This is a genomic window from Streptomyces cinnamoneus, assembly GCF_002939475.1.
Lineage (GTDB): Bacteria > Actinomycetota > Actinomycetes > Streptomycetales > Streptomycetaceae > Streptomyces > Streptomyces cinnamoneus_A.
In genome coordinates, this window is the sequence record NZ_PKFQ01000001.1 from 3,468,501 (window position 1) to 3,491,554 (window position 23,054).

The 23,054-nt window shown below is 72.8% G+C and carries 24 protein-coding genes and 1 tRNA gene; 11 read left to right on the forward strand and 14 right to left on the reverse strand.

What is annotated here, in order from left to right; genetic code table 11:
* Positions 1-4: 4 nt before the first annotated feature.
* The 3 genes from CYQ11_RS15065 to pdhA are packed head-to-tail and all read right to left on the reverse strand — an operon-like array spanning position 5 to position 3,560.
* On the reverse strand, positions 5-1,330 hold the full coding sequence (locus CYQ11_RS15065) for a dihydrolipoamide acetyltransferase family protein (RefSeq protein ID WP_099200014.1): 1,326 nt from the start codon (positions 1,328-1,330) through the stop codon (positions 5-7).
* Entirely contained in the window at positions 1,330-2,394 is a 1,065-nt protein-coding gene (locus CYQ11_RS15070; RefSeq protein WP_099200013.1) for an alpha-ketoacid dehydrogenase subunit beta, read from the reverse strand. Before CYQ11_RS15070 ends, CYQ11_RS15065 begins: the two co-directional genes overlap by 1 nt.
* The gene (gene pdhA / locus CYQ11_RS15075; protein WP_099200243.1) at positions 2,391-3,560 is read right to left on the reverse strand and encodes a pyruvate dehydrogenase (acetyl-transferring) E1 component subunit alpha; all 1,170 of its coding nucleotides are present in this window, start codon (positions 3,558-3,560) and stop codon (positions 2,391-2,393) included. The genes CYQ11_RS15070 and pdhA overlap by 4 nt, the downstream gene beginning before the upstream one ends.
* Before the next feature lie 170 nt (positions 3,561-3,730).
* On the opposite strand from pdhA, the gene CYQ11_RS15080 reads away from it, so the two are divergent.
* Complete coding sequence (locus tag CYQ11_RS15080) at positions 3,731-4,243, forward strand: Lrp/AsnC family transcriptional regulator (protein WP_099200012.1); 513 nt, start codon at positions 3,731-3,733, stop codon at positions 4,241-4,243.
* Between the two features lie 23 nt (positions 4,244-4,266).
* On the opposite strand, the gene CYQ11_RS15085 is transcribed toward CYQ11_RS15080, so the two are convergent.
* Positions 4,267-4,860 carry a TetR/AcrR family transcriptional regulator gene (locus CYQ11_RS15085; RefSeq protein ID WP_099200011.1) on the reverse strand — a complete coding sequence of 198 codons (594 nt, stop codon included), beginning with the start codon at positions 4,858-4,860 and terminating at the stop codon, positions 4,267-4,269.
* A 2-nt stretch (positions 4,861-4,862) separates the two neighbouring features.
* The gene (locus tag CYQ11_RS15090; protein ID WP_099200010.1) at positions 4,863-6,380 is read right to left on the reverse strand and encodes a 3-hydroxyacyl-CoA dehydrogenase; all 1,518 of its coding nucleotides are present in this window, start codon (positions 6,378-6,380) and stop codon (positions 4,863-4,865) included.
* Positions 6,381-6,518: 138 nt separating this feature from the next.
* On the opposite strand from CYQ11_RS15090, the gene paaN reads away from it, so the two are divergent.
* A complete protein-coding gene (paaN, locus tag CYQ11_RS15095; protein WP_099200009.1) occupies positions 6,519-8,222 on the forward strand; it encodes a phenylacetic acid degradation protein PaaN in 1,704 nt (567 codons plus the stop codon).
* A 187-nt stretch (positions 8,223-8,409) separates the two neighbouring features.
* Here the strand turns inward: paaN and CYQ11_RS15100 are convergent, their stop codons facing one another.
* The 3 genes from CYQ11_RS15100 to CYQ11_RS15110 all read right to left on the reverse strand — a co-directional run bounded on the left by CYQ11_RS15100 (position 8,410) and on the right by CYQ11_RS15110 (position 11,171).
* Positions 8,410-9,171, reverse strand: a complete 762-nt coding sequence (locus CYQ11_RS15100; protein WP_099200008.1) for a TrmH family RNA methyltransferase — start codon at positions 9,169-9,171, stop codon at positions 8,410-8,412.
* A gap of 63 nt (positions 9,172-9,234) precedes the next feature.
* Positions 9,235-10,497, reverse strand: coding sequence for an HTTM domain-containing protein (locus tag CYQ11_RS15105; protein ID WP_099200007.1), 1,263 nt, complete (start codon positions 10,495-10,497; stop codon positions 9,235-9,237).
* Positions 10,494-11,171, reverse strand: coding sequence for a DUF5819 family protein (locus tag CYQ11_RS15110; protein ID WP_099200006.1), 678 nt, complete (start codon positions 11,169-11,171; stop codon positions 10,494-10,496). Before CYQ11_RS15110 ends, CYQ11_RS15105 begins: the two co-directional genes overlap by 4 nt.
* A gap of 202 nt (positions 11,172-11,373) precedes the next feature.
* Here CYQ11_RS15110 and paaA point away from each other — a divergent pair, with 202 nt between their 5' ends.
* The 6 genes from paaA to CYQ11_RS15140 all read left to right on the forward strand — a co-directional run bounded on the left by paaA (position 11,374) and on the right by CYQ11_RS15140 (position 16,225).
* Positions 11,374-12,348: a 1,2-phenylacetyl-CoA epoxidase subunit PaaA gene (gene paaA / locus CYQ11_RS15115; RefSeq protein WP_099200005.1), complete on the forward strand. Its 975-nt coding sequence runs from the start codon at positions 11,374-11,376 to the stop codon at positions 12,346-12,348.
* Positions 12,345-12,632: a 1,2-phenylacetyl-CoA epoxidase subunit PaaB gene (paaB, locus tag CYQ11_RS15120; protein WP_099200004.1), complete on the forward strand. Its 288-nt coding sequence runs from the start codon at positions 12,345-12,347 to the stop codon at positions 12,630-12,632. The genes paaA and paaB overlap by 4 nt, the downstream gene beginning before the upstream one ends.
* Positions 12,629-13,345 carry a 1,2-phenylacetyl-CoA epoxidase subunit PaaC gene (gene paaC / locus CYQ11_RS15125; protein WP_099200003.1) on the forward strand — a complete coding sequence of 239 codons (717 nt, stop codon included), beginning with the start codon at positions 12,629-12,631 and terminating at the stop codon, positions 13,343-13,345. Before paaB ends, paaC begins: the two co-directional genes overlap by 4 nt.
* Positions 13,339-13,836 carry a 1,2-phenylacetyl-CoA epoxidase subunit PaaD gene (gene paaD / locus CYQ11_RS15130; protein WP_099200002.1) on the forward strand — a complete coding sequence of 166 codons (498 nt, stop codon included), beginning with the start codon at positions 13,339-13,341 and terminating at the stop codon, positions 13,834-13,836. The genes paaC and paaD overlap by 7 nt, the downstream gene beginning before the upstream one ends.
* Positions 13,837-14,922 (forward strand): 2Fe-2S iron-sulfur cluster-binding protein, encoded by a 1,086-nt coding sequence (locus CYQ11_RS15135; RefSeq protein ID WP_099200001.1) that lies wholly within the window; start codon positions 13,837-13,839, stop codon positions 14,920-14,922.
* 160 nt (positions 14,923-15,082) lie between these two features.
* On the forward strand, positions 15,083-16,225 hold the full coding sequence (locus CYQ11_RS15140) for an acyl-CoA dehydrogenase family protein (RefSeq protein WP_099200000.1): 1,143 nt from the start codon (positions 15,083-15,085) through the stop codon (positions 16,223-16,225).
* A gap of 45 nt (positions 16,226-16,270) precedes the next feature.
* Here CYQ11_RS15140 and CYQ11_RS15145 read toward each other — a convergent pair whose 3' ends face one another.
* The 5 genes from CYQ11_RS15145 to CYQ11_RS15165 form a co-directional block, all read right to left on the reverse strand.
* Positions 16,271-16,618: a rhodanese-like domain-containing protein gene (locus CYQ11_RS15145; RefSeq protein ID WP_099199999.1), complete on the reverse strand. Its 348-nt coding sequence runs from the start codon at positions 16,616-16,618 to the stop codon at positions 16,271-16,273.
* A gap of 195 nt (positions 16,619-16,813) precedes the next feature.
* The gene (locus CYQ11_RS15150; RefSeq protein ID WP_398780046.1) at positions 16,814-17,635 is read right to left on the reverse strand and encodes a hypothetical protein; all 822 of its coding nucleotides are present in this window, start codon (positions 17,633-17,635) and stop codon (positions 16,814-16,816) included.
* Between the two features lie 94 nt (positions 17,636-17,729).
* The gene (locus tag CYQ11_RS15155) at positions 17,730-19,127 is read right to left on the reverse strand and encodes a DUF2252 domain-containing protein (RefSeq protein ID WP_099199998.1); all 1,398 of its coding nucleotides are present in this window, start codon (positions 19,125-19,127) and stop codon (positions 17,730-17,732) included.
* 79 nt (positions 19,128-19,206) lie between these two features.
* Entirely contained in the window at positions 19,207-19,899 is a 693-nt protein-coding gene (locus CYQ11_RS15160; protein WP_099199997.1) for an NYN domain-containing protein, read from the reverse strand.
* Between the two features lie 276 nt (positions 19,900-20,175).
* On the reverse strand, positions 20,176-20,652 hold the full coding sequence (locus tag CYQ11_RS15165; RefSeq protein WP_099199996.1) for a hypothetical protein: 477 nt from the start codon (positions 20,650-20,652) through the stop codon (positions 20,176-20,178).
* A 312-nt stretch (positions 20,653-20,964) separates the two neighbouring features.
* Here CYQ11_RS15165 and CYQ11_RS15170 point away from each other — a divergent pair, with 312 nt between their 5' ends.
* From CYQ11_RS15170 to CYQ11_RS15180, 3 genes are all read left to right on the forward strand, one after another.
* The gene (locus CYQ11_RS15170; RefSeq protein WP_205041810.1) at positions 20,965-21,327 is read left to right on the forward strand and encodes a hypothetical protein; all 363 of its coding nucleotides are present in this window, start codon (positions 20,965-20,967) and stop codon (positions 21,325-21,327) included.
* Positions 21,328-21,619: 292 nt separating this feature from the next.
* Positions 21,620-21,952, forward strand: a complete 333-nt coding sequence (locus tag CYQ11_RS15175) for a PadR family transcriptional regulator (RefSeq protein ID WP_240003457.1) — start codon at positions 21,620-21,622, stop codon at positions 21,950-21,952.
* Positions 21,949-22,551: a hypothetical protein gene (locus CYQ11_RS15180; RefSeq protein ID WP_104650996.1), complete on the forward strand. Its 603-nt coding sequence runs from the start codon at positions 21,949-21,951 to the stop codon at positions 22,549-22,551. The genes CYQ11_RS15175 and CYQ11_RS15180 overlap by 4 nt, the downstream gene beginning before the upstream one ends.
* A 208-nt stretch (positions 22,552-22,759) precedes the next feature.
* Here the strand turns inward: CYQ11_RS15180 and CYQ11_RS15185 are convergent.
* Positions 22,760-22,846 (reverse strand) — tRNA-Leu (locus CYQ11_RS15185).
* Positions 22,847-23,054 lie beyond the last annotated feature (208 nt).

Below are 23,054 nucleotides of genomic sequence, written 5' to 3' on the forward strand. Positions count from 1 at the left end.
CCGTTCAGACCGTGCGCAGCAGCACCGCCGGCTGCTCCACGCAGTCCGCGACGTATCGCAGGAAGCCGCCCGCCGCGCCGCCGTCGCAGACCCGGTGGTCGAACGTGAACGACAGCTGCACCACCTGCCGCACCGCCAGCTCGCCCTGGTGCACCCAGGGCTTGGGGGTGATGCGGCCGACGCCCAGCATCGCCGCCTCGGGGTGGTTGATGATCGGTGTCGAGCCGTCGACGCCGAACACCCCGTAGTTGTTGAGCGTGAACGTGCCACCGGTCAGCTCCGCCGGGCTGAGCTTGCCCGCGCGGGCGGCCTCGGTGAGCCGGGCCATCTCCACGGACAGCTCCACCGCGTTGCGCGCGCCGGCGTCGCGGACCACGGGGACGACCAGACCGCGGTCGGTCTGGGCCGCGAAGCCCAGGTGGACGTCGGGGAGGGTGACGATCTCCTGGGCGTCGGTGTCCACCGTGGCGTTCAGCTCGGGGTGTTTCGCGAGCGCGGCCGTGCAGATCCGCGCGAGCAGGGCGAGCAGCGAGACCTTGGCGCCGCCCGGGGCGTTCATGGCGCGGCGCGCCGCCAGCAGCTCGGTGGCGTCCGCGTCCACCCAGCAGGTGGCGTCGGGGATCTCACGGCGGCTGCGGCTGAGCTTCTCCGCCGCCACGCCCCGGGCCCCGCGCAGCGGGACGCGCAGGCCCGCCGCCGCGCGCCGGGCGGCGGCCGGGCGGCGGCCGGACCGGGGCGCCTCGGTGCGGTGGGCGGGACGGGCTGCCTGGGGCACCTGCGCCGCGTGGGCCGCGGGTGCCGTCCGCGCGGCGTCCTCGACGTCCGCCCTGAGGATCAGCCCGTCGGGTCCGCTGCCGCGCACCCCGCTCAGGTCCACGCCCCGCTCCCGGGCGAGCCGCCGCACGAGCGGGGAGATGACCGCGACGGACGTGGGCGCCGCGGCGGGCGCCGCGGGCCGGTCCGCCTCGCGGGCCTGGGGGTTCACCCGGCGGCGGCGGGCCATGGGCGCCTGGGTGCCGTAGCCGACGAGCACGTTGCCCGAGCCCTCGTCCCCGCCGGACGGAACGGCCGCGGCCGCCTCCGTCTCCCCCACCGCCACCGTCAGCAGGGGGGAGCCGACGGGCAGTTCGGTGCCCTCCTCGCCGAAGCGGGCCGTGACCACGCCCCCGTAGGGGCAGGGCACCTCCACCATCGCCTTGGCCGTCTCGACCTCGACGACGGGCTGGTCGACGACGACGACGTCGCCGACGCCGACCAGCCAACGGACGACCAGGGCCTCGGTGAGCCCTTCGCCCAGGTCCGGCAGCGTGAACTCGCGCACCACGGCCATCAGCGCGCACCACTCTCGTATGCGGTAGGAGTCGGGTGGTCGGTGGCGGTCCAGTCCGCTTCCCACTGGAGCCGGGCCACCGCGTCCAGCACCCGGTCGACACCGGGCAGATGGTGCTTCTCGAGCATCGGGGGCGGATACGGGATGTCGAAGCCGGCCACCCTCAGCACGGGGGCCTCCAGGTGGTGGAAGCAGCGCTCGGTGATCCGGGAGGCGATCTCCCCGCCGGGTCCGCCGAAGCTCGTGGCCTCGTGGACCACCACGGCCCGACCGGTGCGCCGCACGGAGGCGCAGACCGTCTCGTCGTCGAACGGCATCAGGGAGCGCAGGTCGATCACTTCGAGGTCCCAGCCCTCGGCGACCGCCGCCTCGGCCGCCTCCAGGCAGACCGGCAGGGACGGACCGTAGGTGATGAGCGTCGCCGAGCCGCCCCGGCGGCGGACGACCGCACGGCCGATGCCGGGGACGGGCTCGGGCCGTTCGGGGTCCCAGTCGGCCTTGGACCAGTACAGCCGCTTGGGCTCCAGGAAGACGACGGGGTCGTCGGAGGCGATGGCGGCGCGCAGCAGGCCGTAGGCGTCGGCGACCGTGGCCGGCGTGACGACGTGGATGCCGGGCGTGGCCAGGTAGTAGGCCTCGGAGGAGTCGCTGTGGTGCTCGACGCCGCCGATGCCGCCGCCGTAGGGCACGCGGATGGTGATCGGCATCGGCATGGCACCGCGCGTGCGGTTGCGCATGCGGGAGACGTGGCTGACCAGTTGCTCGAAGGCGGGGTAGGCGAAGGCGTCGAACTGCATCTCGACGACGGGACGCAGTCCGTACATGGCCATGCCCACGGCCGTGCCCAGGATGCCCGCCTCGGCGAGCGGCGTGTCCGTGCAGCGGTCCTCGCCGAACTCCTTGGCCAGTCCGTCGGTGACCCGGAAGACGCCGCCGGCCGTGCCGACGTCCTCACCGAGGACGTGGACGGCGGGGTCCTCGGCCATGGCGTCGCGCATGGCCCGGCACAGGGCCTGAGCCATGGTGGCGGGCTTGCGGTCGGTTCCGACAGCCGCGGTGGTCATCGCTGCCTTCCTTCCTGGGGGCGGCCCTCCTGGGCTGCCGGGAGCTCCCCTGCGGCGGTCAGCTCAGCACGCAATTGTGCTGCCTGTTCGCGTAGTTGGGCAGTCTGTTGCGTGTAAACATGCGAGAACAGTTCCATCGGGTCGAGCTCCGGGTCCTGGTTCATCCGCTCGCGCAGGTCCGCGGCCATCCGCTCGGCGGCGTCCTGCTCGGCCCGTATGGTCGCCTCGTCCAGCAGCTTCCTGCCGGTCAGTTCGCGCCGCAGCAGGTCGACGGGGTCGTGGGCGCGCCAGGTCTCCACCTCGGCGTCGGTGCGGTAGCGCGTGGCGTCGTCCGCGTTGGTGTGGGCGTCGATGCGGTAGGTGACGGCCTCCACCAGCGTGGGGCCGCCGCCGGCCCGGGCCCGGGCCACGGCCTCGGAGAGCACCTGGTGGACGGCGGCCACGTCGTTGCCGTCGACGAGCCGGCCGGGCATGCCGTAGCCGACGGCCTTGTGGGCCAGGGAGGGCGCGGCGGTCTGCTTGGCCAGGGGGACGGAGATGGCGAAGCCGTTGTTCTGCACGAGGAAGACGACGGGGGCGCGCCAGACGGCGGCGAAGTTGAGCGCCTCGTGGAAGTCGCCCTCGCTGGTGCCGCCGTCGCCGACCATGGCGAGCGCGACGACGTCGTCCCCCTTGAGCCGCGCGGCGTGGGCGAGCCCGACCGCGTGGGGGAGCTGGGTGGCCAGGGGGGTGCACAGCGGGGCGACGCGGTGCTCGTGGGGGTCGTAGCCGGTGTGCCAGTCGCCGCGCAGCAGCGTCAGGGCCTGGACGGGGTCGAGGCCCCGCACGATGGCGGCGAGGGTGTCGCGGTAGCTGGGGAAGAGCCAGTCCCGCTCCTCCAGGGCCAGCGCGGCGGCGACCTCGCAGGCCTCCTGGCCGGTGGAGGAGGGGTAGACGGCGAGACGGCCCTGCCGGGTCAGGGCGGTGGCCTGGGTGTTGTACCGGCGGCCGCGCACGAGCTGCCCGTACAGCCGCAGGAGCAGCTGCGGGTCGAGCTCCGCGGCCGCCTCGGTGCCGAGGAGGCGGAACGGCTCCGCGTCGGGCAGCAGCGGCACGGGATCGGTCCGCGGCTGCCAGGCCGGCGGCGGGGTCGGCCGGTACGAGCCGGGCTGCTCCAGAACCGTCATGACGAGCACCTCCTCTTGGGACGAGCTTGACCGGAAAGCGTCGCGCGCTCCCCCTACCGATTGTTCGGTCGACAGCACTTTTTGGCTACAGGCGGCCCAAGCCTGTGGACAAACGGTTCTCCACAACCTGAGATATGGGCAGGGCGTCCATGAAGGGGAGGCAGGGCGGTATGGCGGACGAACAGATGGCCACGTCGGGCGGCAGACCGCCCGCCCGCCCGCTCGACGAGATCGACCGCTCGATCCTGCGCATGCTCCAGGTCGACGGCCGCGCCTCGATACGGTCCGTCGCCGAGCGTGTGCACGTCTCGCGGGCCAACGCCTACGCCCGCATCAACCGCCTGATCGACGACGGCGTGATCAGGGGCTTCGGCGCCCGGGTGGACCAGGAGCGCGCCGGCCACGGGGCGTCGGCCTACATCACGATGAAGATCGTCCAGAATTCCTGGCGCTCGGTCCGCGAAAAGCTCCGCGAACTGCCCGGTGCCGCCCACATCGCCCTGGTCAGCGGGGACTTCGACGTGCTGCTGCTGGTCCACACCAAGGACAACCGGGCCTTGCGGGAGCTGGTCCTCACCCGGATACAGGCCATGGAGGAGGTCCTGAGCACCCGGACGTTACTGGTCTTCGAGGAGACGGACCTCCAGGACCTCAAGCCGCCGGAGGCCCCGGGCGGGCCCTAGACCCCGCCGGGGCCCGGCCGGGCCTAGCGGTGCGTGCGCAGGCCGCTGAAGGCCGTGTGGATCACTGCGGCGGCGACCTCGTCGCTCGTGGCGGCCCCGCCACGCTCGGGCCGGTACCACTCCACGATGGAATTGATCATCCCGAAGAGCAGCCGGGTCGCCAGCCGGACGTCCACGTCCTCCCGCAGGTCACCGTCGGCGGCGGCCTGCTTCAGCAGCTCGGCGACCTGGTGGTCGAACTCGCGGCGCCGGTCCATCGCCCAGCGCTCGGTGTCCGTGTTGCCGCGCACGCGCAGCAGCAGCGTCACGTACGGCAACTCGGCCAGGAGCACCTCCACCGTGCGCCGGGTGACGTACTCCAGCCGCCCGATCGCCCGCCCCTCGACGGCCCCCGGCTCGCCCAGCACGGCGAACAGCTCGTCCAGGGCCCGGCTTATGGCGAGCCTGAGCAGTTCTTCCTTGCTCTTGACGTGGTGGTAGATCGAGGACTTGGAGATTCCGGCCGCCTTGGAGAGGTGCTCCATGGAGGTGCCGTCGTAGCCCCGCTCGTTGAACACCTTGACGGCGACCGCCAGCAGCGATTCGGGCGTGTAGGTGTCGCGCTTGGCCATGGTCATGATTACAGCAGGCTCTCTCGGACGGCCGCACGGCGGCGGAGGGACAGGGACGGCTCGTAGCGGCCGCCGGGGTAGTCCTGGGACAGTCCCCACAGGATGTTCCGCACCCGGCTCAGGCCGATCTCCTCGCCCCATTCGAGCGGCCCGCGCGGGTAGTTCACGCCGAGCCGCATGGCGGTGTCGACGTCCTCCCGGTCCGCCACGCCCCGGCCGGCGGCGTCCTCGGCGAAGTCCACGAGCATCGCGACCGTACGGGCGACGATCAGACCGGGGACGTCCCCGACGACGCTGACCTTCTTGCCGAGCGCCTGGAACAGGCCGACGGCGGCCCGCACGTCCGCCGCCGACGCCTTCTCGGAGGGCGCCAGCGCGACGCGCGTGCAGGAGCGGTAGTCGAGGGCCAGGTCGAAGTAGATGTACGTGCCGCCGCACTGGGGCGTGGCGGCCTCGCCGCCCGTGAGCGTGAGCATGGCGCCGTCGGGAAGGCCGATGTACCACTCGGACTGGGGCGTGCGGTCGCGGACGACCTTGACGCCCGCTTCCTCGATCATCTCGTGGAGCGGGGCGCAGACGCCCGGCGCCTTGGCGTGCCAGGAGATCTCCGCCGGCGGGTCGCAGGGCTCGGCCGTGCTCGGCTCCGGCCGCACCGCGCCCTCGCCGTGGTCGAACCAGCCCCGGCCGGTCTTGCGCCCGAGCAGCCCGGCCTGCACCAGCTGCCCCTGGGCGAAGGACGGCGTGAACTTGGGGTCGTGGAAGAAGGCCTCGTACACCGAACGGGTGACGGAGTTGTTCACATCCTGGCCGATGAGGTCGGTCAGCTCGAACGGGCCCATCGCGAAGCCGCCGCACTCCCGCAGCACGGCGTCGATGGTCGCCGGGTCGGCGCCGCGCTCCTCGTAGACGCGGAAGGCCTCGGCGTAGAACGGCCGGGCGATCCGGTTGACGATGAAGCCGGGGGTGTCGGCGCAGGTCACCGGCGTCTTGCCCCAGGCGGCCACGGTGGCGCGCGCCCGCTCGAGGTCCGCCTCGTCCGTGGCGAAGCCGCGGACGACCTCCACGAGCGGCAGCAGCGGTGCGGGGTTGAAGAAGTGCAGGCCGACGAAGCGACCGGGCCGGCGCAGGGCCCCGGCGACCGCGGTCACCGGCAGCGAGGAGGTGTTGGTGGCCAGCAGGCAGTCTTCCGAAACGACCGGTTCCAGCTCACCGAACAGCTTCTGCTTGACGTCCAGTTGCTCCAGAATCGCCTCGATGACGAGCGCGGAGTCGGCGAGTTCGGCGAGCCGCGCGGCGGGCCGCAGACGGGCGAGAGCCGCGTCCCGGCCGGCCGCGTCGAGCCTGCCCTTGTCCACCAGGCGGCCGAGCCGGGCGGCGATCGCCCGCGCCGCCTCCTCCGCGCGGCCGGGCACGGCGTCGTACAGCCGCACGAGATGGCCCGCGGCCAGGGCGACCTGGGCGATGCCCTGGCCCATGGTCCCGGTGCCCACCACGGCGACGGTGCGGCCCGGGTCGATTGCGGTCATGGCAGTGATCCTCCCCGATGCGTTGTCCACAGGTTCGCCGGGCCCCCTTGTCCCGACCGATCGTTCGGTTACTGTATCCACCGGGGGTGCATCTGGTCCCCCGTATCGGAGCCCCGCTCGACGAGGAGTTGGTCAGACGTGACCGCCGGACTCACCACCGCCCAGCTGATCGAGAAGCACCGCCCCACCCTTGACCAGGCGCTGGAGGCCATCCGCACGCGCGCGTACTGGTCGCCGTATCCCGAGCACCCCAAGGCCTACGGCGCCGACGGCGTGCCCGGCAGCCTGGACGCGGCCGCGGGCCAGGCCGCCTTCGACGCGCTGCGCGGCCGGCGCTTCGAGCTCGACCAGCCGGGGACGGACGGCTGGACGGGCTCGGAGGTCTCGCCGTACGGCCTGGAGCTGGGCGTGGAGTATCCCCACGCCGACATCGACGTCCTGTTGCCGGCCATGCGTGCCGCCATGCCCGCGTGGCGGGACGCCGGCGCCCTGGTGCGGGCCGCCGTGTGCGCGGAGGTCCTGGCCCGGATCAACGCCCGTACGCACGAGTTCGCGCACGCCGTCATGCACACCAGCGGCCAGGCGTTCATGATGGCGCTCCAGGCCGGTGGGCCGCACGCCCAGGACCGGGGCCTCGAAGCCGTCGCGTACGCCTACGCCGAGCAGAGCGGCGCCGCCCCGGAGTCGGCGGAGTGGGTCAAGCCGCAGGGCAAGCGCGATCCCCTGAAGCTCGACAAGGAGTTCACGCCCGTGCCGCGCGGCGTCTCGCTCCTCATCGGCTGCAACACCTTCCCCACGTGGAACGGCTACCCCGGCCTGTTCGCCTCCCTCGCCACCGGCAATCCGGTGCTGGTCAAGCCCCACCCGCGGGCGGTCCTGCCGCTCGCGCTGACGGTGCGCATCGCCCGTGAGGTGCTGGCCGAGGCCGGGTTCTCCCCCGACCTGGTGACCCTGGCCGCCGAGCGGGACGGCGAGGGCGTCGCCAAGACGCTGGCGGTCCGGCCGGAGGTCCGCGTCATCGACTACACCGGCTCGACCGCCTTCGGTGACTGGCTGGAGGCCAACGCCCGCCAGGCCCAGGTCTTCACCGAGAAGGCCGGCGTGAACACGGTCGTCGTCGACTCCACGGACGACTACAAGGGCATGCTCTCCAACCTGGCCTTCTCCCTGTCCCTCTACAGCGGCCAGATGTGCACCACCCCGCAGAACCTCCTGATCCCCCGGGAGGGCATCGCCACCGACGCCGGCCACAAGTCGTACGACGAGGTGGTGGCCGACCTCGCCACCGCGGTGGACAAGCTGCTGGGCGACGACGCCCGGGCCAACGCCCTGCTGGGCGCCATCGTCAACGACCAGGTCAAGGCCCGGATCGACGCCGCGGCCCAGCTCGGCGAGGTCGCCCTGGCGTCCCGGACGGTGGCCAACCCCGACTTCCCCGGCGCCACGGTCCGCACCCCCGTGATCGTCAAGCTGGACGGCGCCAAGCCGGACGCCGAAGCGGCGTACTTCTCCGAGTGCTTCGGCCCGGTGTCCTTCGCGGTGGCCGTGGACTCCACGGCGGACGCGGTCGAGCTGCTGCGCCGCACGGTCCGGGAGAAGGGCGCGATGACGGTCGGCGCGTACACGACCTCGGCGGACGCCGAGCGCCTGATCGAGACCGCCTGCCTGGAGGAGTGCGCCCAGCTCTCCCTGAACCTCACCGGCGGTGTCTACGTCAACCAGACCGCCGCGTTCTCCGACTTCCACGGCTCCGGCGGCAACCCCGCCGCCAACGCCGCCCTGTGCGACAGCGCCTTCGTCGCCCCCCGCTTCCGCGTGGTGGAGGTGAGGCGCCAGGCGTAGGGGGGAGCCGGTGCCCCCAGCCCGTCTGGGGGCACCTCCCAGCGGTGGCCCGGGGAGTTCGAGGGCCGGGGCCCGGGGCCAAGCCCGGGTTATGGAAGGGGCGGGTGGGGGAAGAACCCCACCACGGCCACCCGCCCCGTCACCCCCAGCGGCCGGCCGGCACGACCGCCCAGGCCGACGGCCACCGTCACTCCCGGGGCCCACCCCAGTGGAAGAGCGCCATGGCCACACTCGTGGCGAGGTTGTAGCTCGACACCTGCGGCCGCATCGGCAGGGACACCAACCGGTCCGCCCTCCCCCTCAGCTCCGCCGAGATCCCGTGGCGCTCCGAACCGAAGGCGATCAGCGCGTCGTCGGGAAGGGTCAGGGAGCGGATGTCCTCCCCCTCCGGATCCAGGGCGTACAGCGGCCCGTCCGGCAGCTCCCCGAGGTCCAGCCGCTCGACGGCCGTGGCGTAGTGCAGCCCGGCGCCGGAGCGCACCGCGTTCGGGTGCCAGGGATCGACGTCACCGGTGGTCACCACGCCCGTGGCCCCGAAGCCGGCGGCGAGCCGGACGACCGCGCCCACGTTGCCGAGGTTGCGGGGGTTGTCCAGGACGACGACGGGCGCTTGCCGGGGCCGCCGCGACAACGCGTCGAGGTTCGCCCGGCGGTCGCGGCGCGCGGCCAGCGCGGCCACGCCCGTGGCGTGGATCCGCGGCACCAGCTCGCGCAGTTCCCGCGCGGGCACCTCGACCAGCAACCGGTCGAGGCCCTCGCTCAGGTCGGGGGCCAGTCCGGCCGCCAGCGCCAGCGCCGCGGCCTTGTCCCCGGCCAGCGCGGGCCGCACGTCCGCGCCGAAGCGCAGGGCGTGCTTGAGCGCGTGGAAGCCGTCGAGCAGCACGGCGTCGGGCGCCCTCTCGCGCCACTGCCGCAGCGCGGCGGCGGCCTGGGCGTCGTCCTCGGTCATGCCCTCAGCCTACGGGCCCGCGATCACGGCCCGTCCGCCGCCGGGCGGTGAGATCGGCGCAGGTCAGCCGCCCACGGCCGCCCGTGTCGGCTCCGTGTCGCGCTGCTGGGGCACTCCGCCCGTACGGCTGGCGCGCAGCCGGGAGCGGGCGCGCCCGGCGAGGTCGCCCACGCGGCGCAGGAAGGAGGTGGGCAGGAAGACGGCGTCCGTCATGATCATCGCGAGGGAGAAGAAGGGCAGTCCGAGCAGGACGGCGATCCCGACGTGTTCGGCCATCATCACCGGCAGCAGGACGTTCTTCACGCGCCGGTTGAGCAGCGTGAAGGGGAAGGCGACCTGGACGGCCACCGTGCCGTAGCTGAGCAGGAGTACGACGAGCCCGTTGCCGGCGAGGGCGTGGGAGAGCCCGGGCCAGGGCGAGAAGTAGTCGATGTGCAGGGGGTAGTAGAGCGCGGTGCCGTCCTGCCAGCGCGTGCCCTGGATCTTGTACCAGCCGGCGGTCGCGTAGATCAGGCAGACCTCCGCCATGATCACCAACAGCGTGGCGTTGTGCGCGAGGTGGGCGAGCGCGTCCAGGACGGTGCGGGGCTCTCCGGGGGCGAAGCGTGCGACCGCCCACCACAGCCCCTGGACCGCCCACAGTCCCCACAGGGCCGCCGCCCAGCCGATGCCGGGCAGCGGGCCGTCGGCCGTCCACGACATGCCGGTGTCGCACACCAGCTGCGCGGTGGCGAGGGCGAGCCCGCAGGCCGTCCACAGGACGACGCCGGTCACGTCCCAGCCGGCACCACGCGGCCCCGAGCCGGAGGCCGCCCCGGCTTCCGAGCCGGATCCGCTTCCGCTGCCGCGGTCCGACGCCCGGCGGGCCGCCCGCCGGGCGTCGAGGGACCACACCTGTCCGCATCGGGTGAGCACGAGGTAGAGCGCCATCAGGTGGATGACGTTGTCGCCGCCGTCCCCTATGAAGACGCTGCGGTTCTGCAGCGACAGCACCGTGACCATGGAGAGCACCGACATCGTCCGCGTGCGCCAGCCGAGCGTCAGCAGGGCCGCGGAGACGAGGGCGAGCACGTACACGGTCTCGAACCACGTGGCGGAGCCGGACCACATCAGGGCCGTGAAGGCGTGGTTGTCGCCGGTCAGCTCCCGGGCCATCCCCCAGCTCCACGGGGCGTCGGGCCCGTACAGCTCATGGCGGTTGGGCCATTCGCGCAGCAGGTAGCAGAGCCAGGTGAAGGAGAGGCCGATCCGGACGACGGCCGTCTGGTACGGGCCGAGGGAGGCTCCGGTGACGCGGTCGAGGCCGCGCGACAGGGCGTTGATCATCGGTTGCTCGCCTCCGCGAGGTCGGCGCCGGTGACCGGCCACCAGCCCAGGACCCGGTACACCGGCTTGGTCTCGGCCTGTTCGTCGCTCCAGGGCGGCGGCGCGATGGGAGAGGTCACCGAGCGGACCTGGACGCGGCCGAGCGGGCGGTCCTGCTGCCCGGCGCCCAGCCGGGAGGCGACGATGCGGCGGATGTACTCCTCGGAGAGCCGGCCGCGCAGGCCGCTCGGCTGCTCCTGGGCGTCGTGGTTGGCGGTGTAGAAGTCCCAGGCGCGGCGGAGTTCGTTCTGCCGCGTGTGGCTGGGGAGCGGGTTGTGGGCGATGTCGGCGCCGTCCCGGGCCGAGAGGTCGGCCCAGGGGGTGACGGTGGTGCCGCCGTCGGGGGAGCGCAGTTCGGCGCGCGCCTGGACGGCGACGTTCTGCTGGAGGGGGTTCGGGGCGAAGAACTTCCAGTTCTGCTCGAACTCCGGGTACACGTAGTCGTTGACGGCAGACGCGTGCCGCTTGCTGACCGTGTTCGACGGCGCCACGTGCAGGAACATCATCGCCAGGTGCACGGCCGTGGCGAGCGTGACCACCGCGACGCCGCCCGCGACGACGACGCGGGCCGGAAGGGACAGCTCGAAGAGCCCAAGGCCGCCGCCCGTCCGCTCGTGCCCGGTGTCCGTCTCCATGTCCGCCCCGTTCCGCCTGGTGTTTCCGGTATTGCGCGCACCACCGTCCTCCGGTGTGCACCCGAACCGTACCGACGCCACCCCACGAGGCCCAGCACGCACGGGGTTATCCACAGGGTTGACACCTCCTGGGGCACGGCCCACCATTGAACCGAACGATCGGTCGGTAGGGAGCAATGGACGAGCCCGAGGGGGGCATGGCATGACGACCACCGCGCCGGATGCGGCGGCGCCGGAGACGGAGCGGGAGGCGGCGCTGAGCGCGGCCTTCGACGCCACCGTGGCCGCCGACGAGCGCATCGAGCCACGTGACTGGATGCCCGACGCCTATCGCGCCACCCTCGTCCGGCAGATCGCCCAGCACGCCCATTCCGAGATCATCGGCATGCAGCCCGAGGCCAACTGGATCACCAGGGCGCCCTCGCTGCGCCGCAAGGCGATCCTGATGGCCAAGGTGCAGGACGAGGCAGGCCACGGCCTGTATCTGTACAGCGCCGCCGAAACCCTCGGCACGGGCCGCGACGAGCTGCTCGACAAGCTGCACTCCGGCCGCCAGCGCTATTCCTCCATCTTCAACTACCCCACCCTGACCTGGGCCGACGTGGGCGCCATCGGCTGGCTCGTGGACGGCGCCGCGATCACCAACCAGGTCCCGCTCTGCCGCTGCTCCTACGGGCCGTACGCGCGCGCCATGATCCGCGTCTGCAAGGAGGAGTCGTTCCACCAGCGCCAGGGGTACGAACTCCTGCTCGCCCTGAGCCGGGGCACCGAGGCCCAGCACGCGATGGCCCAGGACGCCGTGGACCGCTGGTGGTGGCCCTCCCTGATGATGTTCGGCCCGCCCGACGACGAGTCCGCGCACTCCGCGCAGTCCATGACCTGGAAGATCAAGCGCCATTCCAACGACGAGCTGCGCCAGCGCTTCGTCGACATCTGCGTCCCGCAGGCCGAGTCCCTCGGGCTCACCCTCCCTGATCCGGGCCTGCGGTGGAACGAGCAGCGGGGGCACTTCGACTTCGGCCCCATCGACTGGGACGAGTTCCACGAGGTGCTGCGCGGCAACGGCCCCTGCAACGACCAGCGGATCGGCCAGCGCCGCCGGGCCCACGAAGAAGGCGCCTGGGTGCGCGAGGCAGCCGCCGCGTACGCGGCCAAGCACGGAAAGGCGACGGCATGACGAGCACCGACTGGCCGCTGTGGGAGGTGTTCGTGCGCAGCAGGCGAGGCCTCTCGCACACCCACGCAGGCAGCCTCCACGCCCCGGACGCCGAGATGGCCCTGCGCAACGCCCGCGACCTCTACACCCGCCGCTCCGAAGGCGTCTCCATCTGGGTCGTGCCGTCCGTCGCCGTCACCGCCTCCTCGCCGGACGAGAAGGACCCGTTCTTCGAGCCCGCCGCCGACAAGCCCTACCGCCACCCGACCTTCTACGAGATCCCGGAAGGGGTGCGGCACCTGTGAAGGAGCCGGCCACGTCCGCGGCCCTGGCCCTCGGTGACGACGCCCTGGTGCTCTCCCACCGGCTGGGGGAGTGGGCCGGGCACGCGCCCGTCCTGGAGGAGGAGGTCGCGCTCGCCAACATCGCCCTCGACCTCCTCGGCCAGGCCCGCACCCTGCTGTCCCTCGCGGGCGACGAGGACGAGCTGGCCTTCCTCCGCGAGGAGCGCCAGTTCCGCAACGTCCAGCTCGTCGAGCAGCCCAACGGCGACTTCGCACACACGATCGTGCGACAGCTGTACTTCTCCCTCTACCAGCAGTCGCTCTACGGCCAACTGGCCGCCGGCGACAGCCCCTTCGTGCCCCTCGCCGCGAAGGCCGTCAAGGAGGTCACCTACCACCGCGACCACGCCGAGCACTGGATCCTGCGCCTCGGCGACGGGACGGCCGAGAGCCACGCCCGGGCGCAGACCGCCCTCGACGCCCTCTGGCGGTTCACGGGCGAGCTGTTCCAGCCGGTCGAGGGGCTGCCCGTGGACTTCGACGCCCTGCGCGACGGCTGGCTCGCGGAGGTGACGGCCGTCGTCGGGCGGGCCACGCTCACCCTGCCCGACGGCCCGCGGTCCGGAGCGTGGACGGCGGGCGCCGGCCGGCAGGGCATCCACACCGAGTCGTTCGGGCGGATGCTCGCCGAGATGCAGCACCTGCACCGCAGCCACCCGGGGGCGACGTGGTGAGCGCCCCGACCCCCCTGGAGGAGGAGCTCCGCGCGCTGGCCGGCGCGGTGCCCGACCCGGAGCTGCCCGTCCTCAGCCTGGCCGAGCTGGGCGTGCTGCGCGGACTGCGCCTCACCGGCCCCGGCCGGGTGGAGGTGGAGCTGACGCCCACCTACACCGGCTGCCCGGCCGTCGAGGCGATGTCGGCCGACATCGAGCGTGTGCTGCGCGAGCACGGCCAGCGCGAGGTGACGGTCCGCACGGTGCTCTCCCCCGCCTGGTCCACCGACGACATCACCGCCGAAGGCCGCCGCAAGCTCGCCGAGTTCGGCATAGCGCCCCCGCGGCCCACGGGCCCCGACGGGCCCGTCATGGTCGACCTGGCCATCCGCTGTCCCCACTGCGGATCCACGGACACCACGCTGCTGAGCCGCTTCTCCTCCACCGCCTGCAAGGCCCTGCGCCGCTGCGAGGCGTGCCGCGAACCGTTCGACCACTTCAAGGAGTTGTAGATGGCAGCGGCCCGCCATGGTGCCTTCCACCCGCTCCGGGTGACGGCCGTCGACCCGCTCACCGACGACTCGGTGGCCCTCACGCTCGCCGTGCCCCCGGAGCTGCGGGACGCCTTCCGCCACCTCCCCGGTCAGCACCTCGCCCTCCGCCGCACCCTGGACGGCGCCGAGATCCGCCGCACGTACTCCATCTGCGGCCCGGCCGCCGGCCCCGGCGGGCCCGGCACGCTGCGCGTGGGCGTGCGGCTGGTGGACGGCGGAGCGTTCTCGACCTACGCCCTCAAGGAGCTGGCCGCCGGCGACACCGTGGAGGTCATGGCACCGGCCGGACGCTTCGTCCTGGAGCCACGCCCCGGCCACTTCGCGGCGATCGTCGGCGGCAGCGGCATCACCCCGGTGCTGTCCATGGTCACGACCCTGCTCGCCCGGGAGCCCCGAGCCCGGTTCTGCCTCATCCGCAGCGACCGCACCACCGCCTCCACGATGTTCCTGGACGAGGTCGCCGACCTCAAGGACCGCTACCCCGACCGCTTCCAGCTGGTGCAGACCCTCTCCCGCGAGGAGCAGGAGGCGGGACCCGCCTCGGGACGGCTCGACGAGGGCCGGCTGACCGCCCTGCTGCCCTCACTGCTGCCCGTGGAGAGCGTCGACGGCTGGTTCCTCTGCGGCCCGCACGGCCTGGTGCGGAGCGCGAAGCGGGCCCTGGACCACCTCGGGGTGGCCCGGGACCGGATCCATGAGGAGATCTTCCACGCCGAGGAGATACCGGCCGGCGGCCCCCAGAGCCCCACGGCCGCCCCCGCCCCCGAGCACAGCACGCTGACCGCCAGGTTGGACGGCCGCAGCGGCAGCTGGTCGGTGCGGGACGGCGAGCCGCTGCTGGAGACGGTGCTGCGCAACCGCGCCGACGCCCCCTACGCCTGCAAGGGCGGCGTGTGCGGGACCTGCCGGGCCTTCCTGGTGACGGGCGAGGTGCGCATGGACCGCAACTTCGCCTTGGAGCAGGAGGAGTTGGACGCCGGCTATGTGCTGGCCTGCCAGTCCCACCCGGTCACGGAGAAGGTCGAGCTGGACTTCGACCGCTGAGGACGGCGGCAAGGGGAAGAGAAGAAGGCGGGCGACGAGACGAGGACCGCGGTGAGGTGAAGGGTGACGCGGGCTGCCGCCCCACCCGTTCCCAATTCCCGGGATCTGCTCTAACTTGACGGACCGTCAGTTAATCGGGCAGCACCGGAAGGGGCGGGCCGTGGACTTCACCTTCACCGAGGAGCAGCAGGCCGCCGCCGAGGCGGCCCGGGCCGTCTTCGCCGGGGTGAAGCCCGACGGGGTCCCCAGCCCCGCCCTCGTACCGGGCGCGGTGGCCGACGACTTCGACCGCCCCCTGTGGAGCCGGCTCGCCCGCGCCGGTCTGCTGAGCCTGCCGGTCCCCCCGGAGCACGGCGGCGCCGGGCTCGGACCCCTCGCCCTGTGCCTGGTGCTGCGCGAGGCCGGCAAGGTCCTGGCCAGGGTGCCGCTCCTGGAGCACACCGCCGCGGCCCTCACCCTCAGCGAACACGGCGGCGTCGCCATGAGCCACCTCCTGCCCGCCATCGGCCGGGGCGAGCTGGTCGTCACCACGGCCGCCCACGGCCGCACCGGCCACGACGCCGCCGAGCAGGCCGTGACCGCCCGCCCGGCCGAGGCGGGCTGGCTCCTCGACGGCACACAGACCGCCGTGCCCTGGGCCCACGGCGCGGACCGGGTATTGCTGCCCGCCCACACCGCCGACGGCCGCACCGTCCTCGCCCTCGTCCCCCGCGACCGCCCCGGCGTGGACCTGGCCGACCAGGTCTCCACCAACGGCGAGCGCTACGCCCGGCTGACCCTGGACTCCGTACCGGCCGACGACGCCGAAGTGATCACTGCGGAGGGGGCCTGGGAACGCCTGCGCGCCCTGCTGACCTGCGGCACCTGTGCCCTGGCGCTGGGACTCGGCGAGGCCGTGGCACAGATGACCGGCGCCTATACGAGCAAGCGCGAGCAGTTCGGCTTCCCGCTCGCCACGTTCCAGGCGGTCGCGGTCCAGGCCGCCGACCGCTACATCGACCTGCGCGTGATGGAGGCCACGCTCTGGCAGGCCGCCTGGCGCGTCGAGTCCGGCGCGGCCGGCTGCGACGCACTGCCGCCCGCCGCCGACATCGCCGTCGCCAAGGTCTGGGCCTCGGAAGGGGTGCGCCGGGTCGTCCAGACCGCGCAGCACCTGCACGGCGGCTTCGGCGCGGACACCGACTATCCCCTGCACCGCTACCACGCCTGGGCCAAACAGCTGGAACTCTCCCTGGGCCCCGCCGCCGCCCACGAGGAGGCCCTGGGCGACCTGCTGGCCGCCCACCCCTCGGCTGAAACCTGAGAGCCGGCCGGGACCTGAGAGGCCGGGGCCGCACGGCCCCCGGCGTCAGATCACCGTGCCGGGCACGCCGTCGCCGGCCACCACCGGACGGCCGCTGGCCTCCCAGACCTGCATGCCGCCCTCGACGTTGACCGCGTCCATGCCCTGCTGCACCAGATAGGCGGTGACCTGCGCGGAACGGCCGCCGGACCGGCAGATGACGTTGATCCGGCCGCCCTCGGACGCCTTCTCCGTCACCTCGCCGAAGCGCGCGACGAACTCGCTCATCGGGACGTGCAGCGCGCCCTCGGCGTGCCCCGCCTGCCACTCGTCGAGTTCACGCACGTCGAGCAGGAAATCGTCGGACGAGAGAGCGTCGACGCCGACCGTGGGGATACCGGAACCAAAATGCATACCCCCGACGCTACCGGACGCCCACGCCCCCACCGTCGCGATCACCACCACGCGGGCCCCAGGGTCTCCGCGAAGCCCCACCCGGCCCGGGACTCCCCCGGCCACCGCTGAGAGGTGCGCCCAGCACCAGACGCCCCGGGCCACGCCTACGGACCCGGCGCCGCTTTTGCGGACACACCCCAGCCGCCGAAGCCCTCAGCCGCCGGCGCCGAGCAGCTCCGCCAGGTGTGCCTCCCGCTCCGCGATCTGCGCCAGCAGCCCGTCGGAGATCTCGGCGAGCAGCCCGTCCGGGTCCTCCGGCGCCATCTTGATCATCGCGCCGATCGCGGACGCCTCCAGCTCCGCGGCCACGGCGGAGAGCAGCTCCTTGCGCTCGGCCAGCCACTCCAGGCGCGCGTACAGCTCCTCGCTGCGGCTCGCCCGTCGCTGGCCGGGCACCGGGCCCGCCGCCCACTCCCCGGCCAGCTCGGCCAGCAGGGCGGCGTTCCCGTCGCCGTAGGCGGCGTTGACCCGCACGATGAACGCCTCACGCCGCAGCCGGTCCGCCTCGTCCAGCGCCAGGTCCGGATGCGCCTTGCGGACCAGGTCGCGGTAGGCGCGCCGGGCCTCCTCGCTCGGCCGTACGCGCTTGGGCGGGCTCACCGGCCGCTCGGTCAGCATGGCGGACGCCTCGGGGGACAGCCCCTGGTCGTCCATCCAGCCGCCGAACAGCTCCTCCACCCCCGGCAGCGGCTGTACGAGCGCACGGGCCTCGCGGGCCCGCCGCAGGTCCTCGGCGTCACCGGTCCGCGCGGCGACCGCCTCGGCGATGCGCGCCTCCAGCTCGTCGAGCCGGGCGTACATCGGACCGAGCCGCTGGTGGTGGAGGCGGGAGAAGTTCTCCACCTCCACCCGGAAGGTCTCCACAGCGATCTCGAACTCGATCAGCGCCTGCTCGGCGGCGCGCACCGCCGCCGCGAGCCGTTCGGTGCCGGGCTCCTCGGAAATATCGGCTTCCGGATTCGTCACGCGCCCCAGGGTACGAGGTGTCCTCCCGAGCCCGGCACGGCTTCCGCCCGCCGGCCGGCCCCGCCCCGTCCCGCAATGCCGCCGCTGCCGCGGCGGACACCCCTTAGACGCCCGTCTCCGCGGCCAGCCGCCCGCTGCGCACCGCCGCCAGCAGCTCCGTGTGATCGGCCTCCATGCGGTCCGCGTACGTCACGGCGAACGTCGCGACCGCCTCGTCCAGCTCCTCGCCCTTGCCGCAGTAGCCGGCTATCAGCAGCGGGTCCGCGCTGTGCGCGTGCGCCCGCGCCAGGAGGGCGCCCGTCATCCGGCCGTAGTCGTCCAGCTCGCCGGGGGCCAGCGCCGCCGGGTCCACGCTGCCCTTGCGGTTGCGGAACTGCCGCACCTGGTAGGGCCGCCCCTCGACGGTCGTCCAGCCGAGCAGCACGTCGCTGACGACCTGCATCGACTTCTGTCCGAGCACCACGCGCCGCCCCTCGTGCCCCGCACCCGGCGCCTCGAAGCCGGCCTTCTCCACGAAGGGCAGCAGCACCGAGGGCCGCGCCTCCTTCACCTGGAGGACCAGCGGCTCGCCCCGGTGGTCGAGCAGCAGCACCACGTACGAGCGCAGCCCCACGCTGCCGGTCCCCACCACCCGGAACGCCACGTCCTGCACCTCGTACCGCCCCAGCAGCGGCAGCAGGTCCTCCGGCAGCGTGCCCAGGTAGGGCCCCAGCGCCGAGGCGACCGCGGCGGCCTCCGCACCGGGGACGCGGCGCAGCACCGGTGGCGCGTCGGCGAAGCGGCGGCCGCCCTCGCCGTCGCGTTCGGTGGCCTTCGCGGCGAAGCGCGCGCTGGTGTTGCGGCGGGCCTTCTCCGCGACGCGCTCCAGCGTGCCGAGCAGCTGGTGGGCGTCGGCGTGCGAGACCAGCTTCTCGTCGGCGATCGCGTTCCACGCCTCGACCACCGGCATCCGGGCCAGCAGGCGCATCGTGTGCCGGTAGGCGCCCGCGGCGTCCCGCGCGGCCGCCCGGCACTCCGCCTCGCCGGCCCCGGCCTCGCGCCCGGCCAGCACCAGTGAGGCGGCCAGGCGCTTGACGTCCCACTCCCACGGTCCGTGGACGGTCTCGTCGAAGTCGTTGAGGTCGATGATCAGTTCGCCGCGGGCGTCGCCGAAGAGGCCGAAGTTCGCGGCGTGCGCGTCGCCGCACAGCTGCGCGCCCACGCCCGTGACGGCGGTGCCGGCCAGGTCGTGGCCCATGAGCCCGGCGGTGCCGCGCAGGAAGGCGAAGGGCGAGGCCACCATCCGGCCTATCCGCAGGGGGGTCAGCTCGGGCAGCCGCCCCGCGTTGGTCGCCTCGACGGTCTCCACCGCCCCGGGCCGCCCCGCGTCGGCCCTCCACTCGGCGTGGGCGGAGCGCGGCACGCGCTCGCGCAGCGCCTTTCCGGCGGCCTTCACGGCCTTGTGCCCGGATTCCCCGGCCCCGGGCCGGGCGAACCCCGGCACGTACGGCAGTCGCGCCATGACGGCGCCACCTCCCCCTCCACCCGGCGCGTGCTCGCGCGACGTCAGCTGCCCAGACGGTACCGCCCGGCCACCGGGATCAGCACGGGTGGCCGTGCGGCTGCGGTGCCTCCTTGCGGCTGGCGGGCACGGTGGAGGAGAGCCCGGCGGTCGCCGGGCGCCAGCCGACGGGACGTTCGTAAACCCGGCCGGTCGCCGGGTCCTCGACGCGGTCGGGCAGCTGCGCGTCCTTGATGCGGCCGGGGCCGATGACGAAGGAGCGCGGGCACAGGGCGCGCAGCTCGGTGGAGACGCGCTTGGGCGGGAACGCCATGGCGATGTGTGCCGCGGCGTTGAACTCGCGGGCCCGGCGCACCGCGGGGCACAGGTCGCTGTCGCCGCTGACGACCAGCGCGGAGTCGGCGGAGCGGGTCGCGATGTCGGCCACCAGGTCGACCGCGAGGTGGACGTCGGTCTCCTTCTCCTCGTAACTGCGCCACGCCCGCCCGCACTTGCAGGTGATCGTCTTGGGTTGGTAGCGCGCCTCGTGCACGGCGAGCACCTTGCCGCCGACGGCCCTCAGGGCGCCCAGGTAGTCCTGCTGCCGCCGGACCGCGCTGGAGGCGCCCTGGAGGGGGGCGGTGTAGTAGTTCACCTTGATCAAGTTGTCCCGGGGCCGGAGGCGTTGGGCCAGGGAGACCAGGTCCAGCCACTGGTAGCGGTCGTCGAGGAACTTGTGCCTCAGGCCGTGGAAGAGGTTGTAGCCGTCGACGTACACGATCAGGTCTGACACAAGGCTCCTTCGCGTGAGCTCGGGGCCCCATAATGCCGGTGGCTGGCAGCGCAGTTGAATCCTCCGGCGCGAGCTATGTAGAGCTCGACATAGCTGCCCGCCTTGGCTACGATGGAGCCATACCCGCTAGGGACACCTAGCATGACGGCCCCTTTACGGGGCCGTTTTTGTTGTGACGACGTTGTGACGACGCTTCGGTGACTACCGCCAGGCTCCTCGCTCTACGAACAAGGCCCCTCGCGGGGCCGGGTGCCGATGGGGTCGGGGGCTTTCGGACTACCGGGCGGAAGGCCCTTCACCCCGAGGACCGGCGGGCGGCTCACCCGCCCCCGGGCTCTTGGACTCCGGCCGCTCGTGACCGAGGCGCCAGGCGAGGACGAAGCCCGCCGCGATGATCACCAGCGTCCAGGTCATCACCACACCCGCGTCGACCGCCCCGAGGAAGATCCAGGCGAAGGCCAGCCCGCCCGCCATGGCGAGCACGACGACCAGGGCCGCGGCGATCGAGCGGTTGGCCGGCGACGACTCCTCGCCGTTGGTACGGAACTTGCCCTCGAAGCGGAACAGAGGGGTCTGGAAGAGGCTGCTGACCTCGACCTCGCTCACTTCCCTCGACGAGGCATCGTCGGTCGCCGCGCGGAGTGCGTCGGCTATGCCACCGTCGTCCACCGAACGGCCGCGCTGGGAGGGCAATCCCTCCGTCTGGGTGAGGTCGGTCTCGACGGCCTCCGAAGACCACTCGGAGCTGGCCATGGCTCTCCCCTCAAGATCGGGTTCGCGTAGCAGGCACATCACTTGCCGTAAGCATACCTCTCGCAGATATGTGCTGCACCTCACCCATCACTTATATGGTTGTTAGCTGCATTTAAGCTGGCCAGGCACACAGCGGGGGCGCAGAGGCCGGGAAGAGCGGGGCGCCCGAACGCCTCTCGTCCGCCATTTGGCGGCACAACAGCTGCACACTTGCTGCATCTTAGCTGTATCATCGAGAACAAGAGGTGCGGCGCTGCGGAGCCTCCAACCTCGGGCATCCCTGGCGCCGGCCGAGGAGAGAGGAGATGAGAGATGCCTATACCGGTTACTTCCGACCCGCGTACCGACGCGGGGAGCGAGGACAAGTTGCCAGCGACGGAAGGCGAGGCCATGGCCGGAGGGGCCAAGTCCGACGGACGCGCCCGCAGCGGAGGCCGGTTCGAGAGGGTCACGGTGAATCTCGCGCCGCGCTCGTCCGCGGCGTTGGAACACGCCGCGATGATCACGGGGGACACCAAGACCGACACCATCAACCGCGCGCTCCAGATCTACGCCATGCTGGCCGACGTGGTCGACAACGGCGGAGCCGTGCTGGTGCGGTACACCCCCGACGGGGAGCTCGAACGTCAGCGGCTCTTCCCCGAGCGCTTCGACCGAGTGACGACACGCGGGTAGATCCCGCTGCACCGACGGCCGGCCCGGCGAGCGTTCGCCGCGTTTTTGAACCGGCCGATTCCGCTGAGCCACCGGTGGGTACCCCCCGCTGGCGCATAGCGGGGGGTACTCACGGGGCTGACGATTGCCCAGCGGTGGCGAGTTCCCGTCCGTAGCAGCACGCTGACCGCAAGTGCGGAGTGCGGTCTACAGCAACCGACGTAGGGCATCCGGTTGAACGGCCCTTCAGACACGGTGATCCGCAAGCACGCGCGTGGGTCACGTCGCACTCTCGGGCAGAAAGGTCCACGCAGTGCCCATCAGGCTCACCACACCCACCCGGACAGTTCTGCTCACGCTGCTGGAGGACCCGAGCCGGGCACATTACGGCCTGGAGATCTGCGAGAAGACCGGCTTGTTCAGCGGCACCGTGTATCCCGTCCTGGCCCGGCTGGAGAAGTACGGCTGGCTGGAGAGCGCCTGGGAGACCACTCAGGAACCGGACGACGGCGGAGCCGGCCTTGCCCGGCCGCGCCGGCACTACTACCGCTTCACCGCAACCGGCGCCGCCGAAGCGCGAGCGGAACTCGCCAGGCGAGCACAGCGCGGCTGTGGGCCCTGGTATGTGCCCGAGGGGGGAACATGAACCAACTGACGTTCTTGATGGCCTCGCTGGTCATCGCCGCTGCGATCCGCTGGCCCTCGCTCTTCCTGGCGCCCTCGGACCCGCAGGCCCAGCCTGCCGGCCGGCGGCGATGGAAGTCACCCCCACGACCGGGCACCCCCGACCTCATCGTCCCCCCGGGCAAACGTTCCCCCGGGATGAACGACGCTCTGGAGCGGGTCCGGAAGGCGGCCCCGGAGGCGGTTCAGCACGGGCCGTGCGGACAGCGGCGGTTCGCGCTGATCCCCCGGGTCCGCGAGGAGATCTCCGCGGTGATCGAGGACCACGCCCTCGCGGAGGCCGAGTCGCGCGAGCTGCGGCACGCCGCCCAGACCTGCTCGACGTACGTCCTGGGCTCGCACCCCCCGCCCGTCGCGCGCCGGCCCGGATCGCTGGGACGCCTGGTGCTGCACTGCGCCGCCGGCATCGTTCCCGGCCCCGCGCGCTGGCAGGAGGAATGGGCCAGTGAGTACGCCGCCATGTCGGGCTACCCGCTGTCCGCCCGCGTCCGCTTCCTGGCGGGGCTCCTCCTGGCGGCACCCCGCCTCGCGTGGTCCCTGGGCCGTCGGCCGGACAGGTAGTCCAGCCCACCCGAGCGGGCGGCCGGCCGCCGGGGACGGGAGAAACCAGAAGAAGCAGGAGAAGGGGTCGCCTCGGACGCGCCCCCGGGGGAACGAGGCCAAGATCACTAAAGAACGCCGGGGCCCACCCCCGACGGCATACGGAAACGCGAAACGGGCCTCTCCCGAGTGACTTTCGTCACCCCGGAGAGGCCCGTTTCGTACCGCATGGTGCGCGAGGGGGGAGTTGAACCCCCACGCCCTTTCGGGCACTGGAACCTGAATCCAGCGCGTCTGCCTATTCCGCCACCCGCGCATGGGTGTGTCTTCAGGCTTTCGGGCGCTTCCCCGGCGTTTCCGCCCGGTTGTCGTCCGTTCGCCTTCCGACATGCAGAACATTAGCACGCCCCGCAGGGTGCCTTCGAACTCGTTCCTCCCGGCCGCCCTCCGAGGGGGCCGCGGGGACCCCTCCGGTTGCGGGACACTGACTTCGGGACACTGACTCGGGGCCGCCTCTACGATCC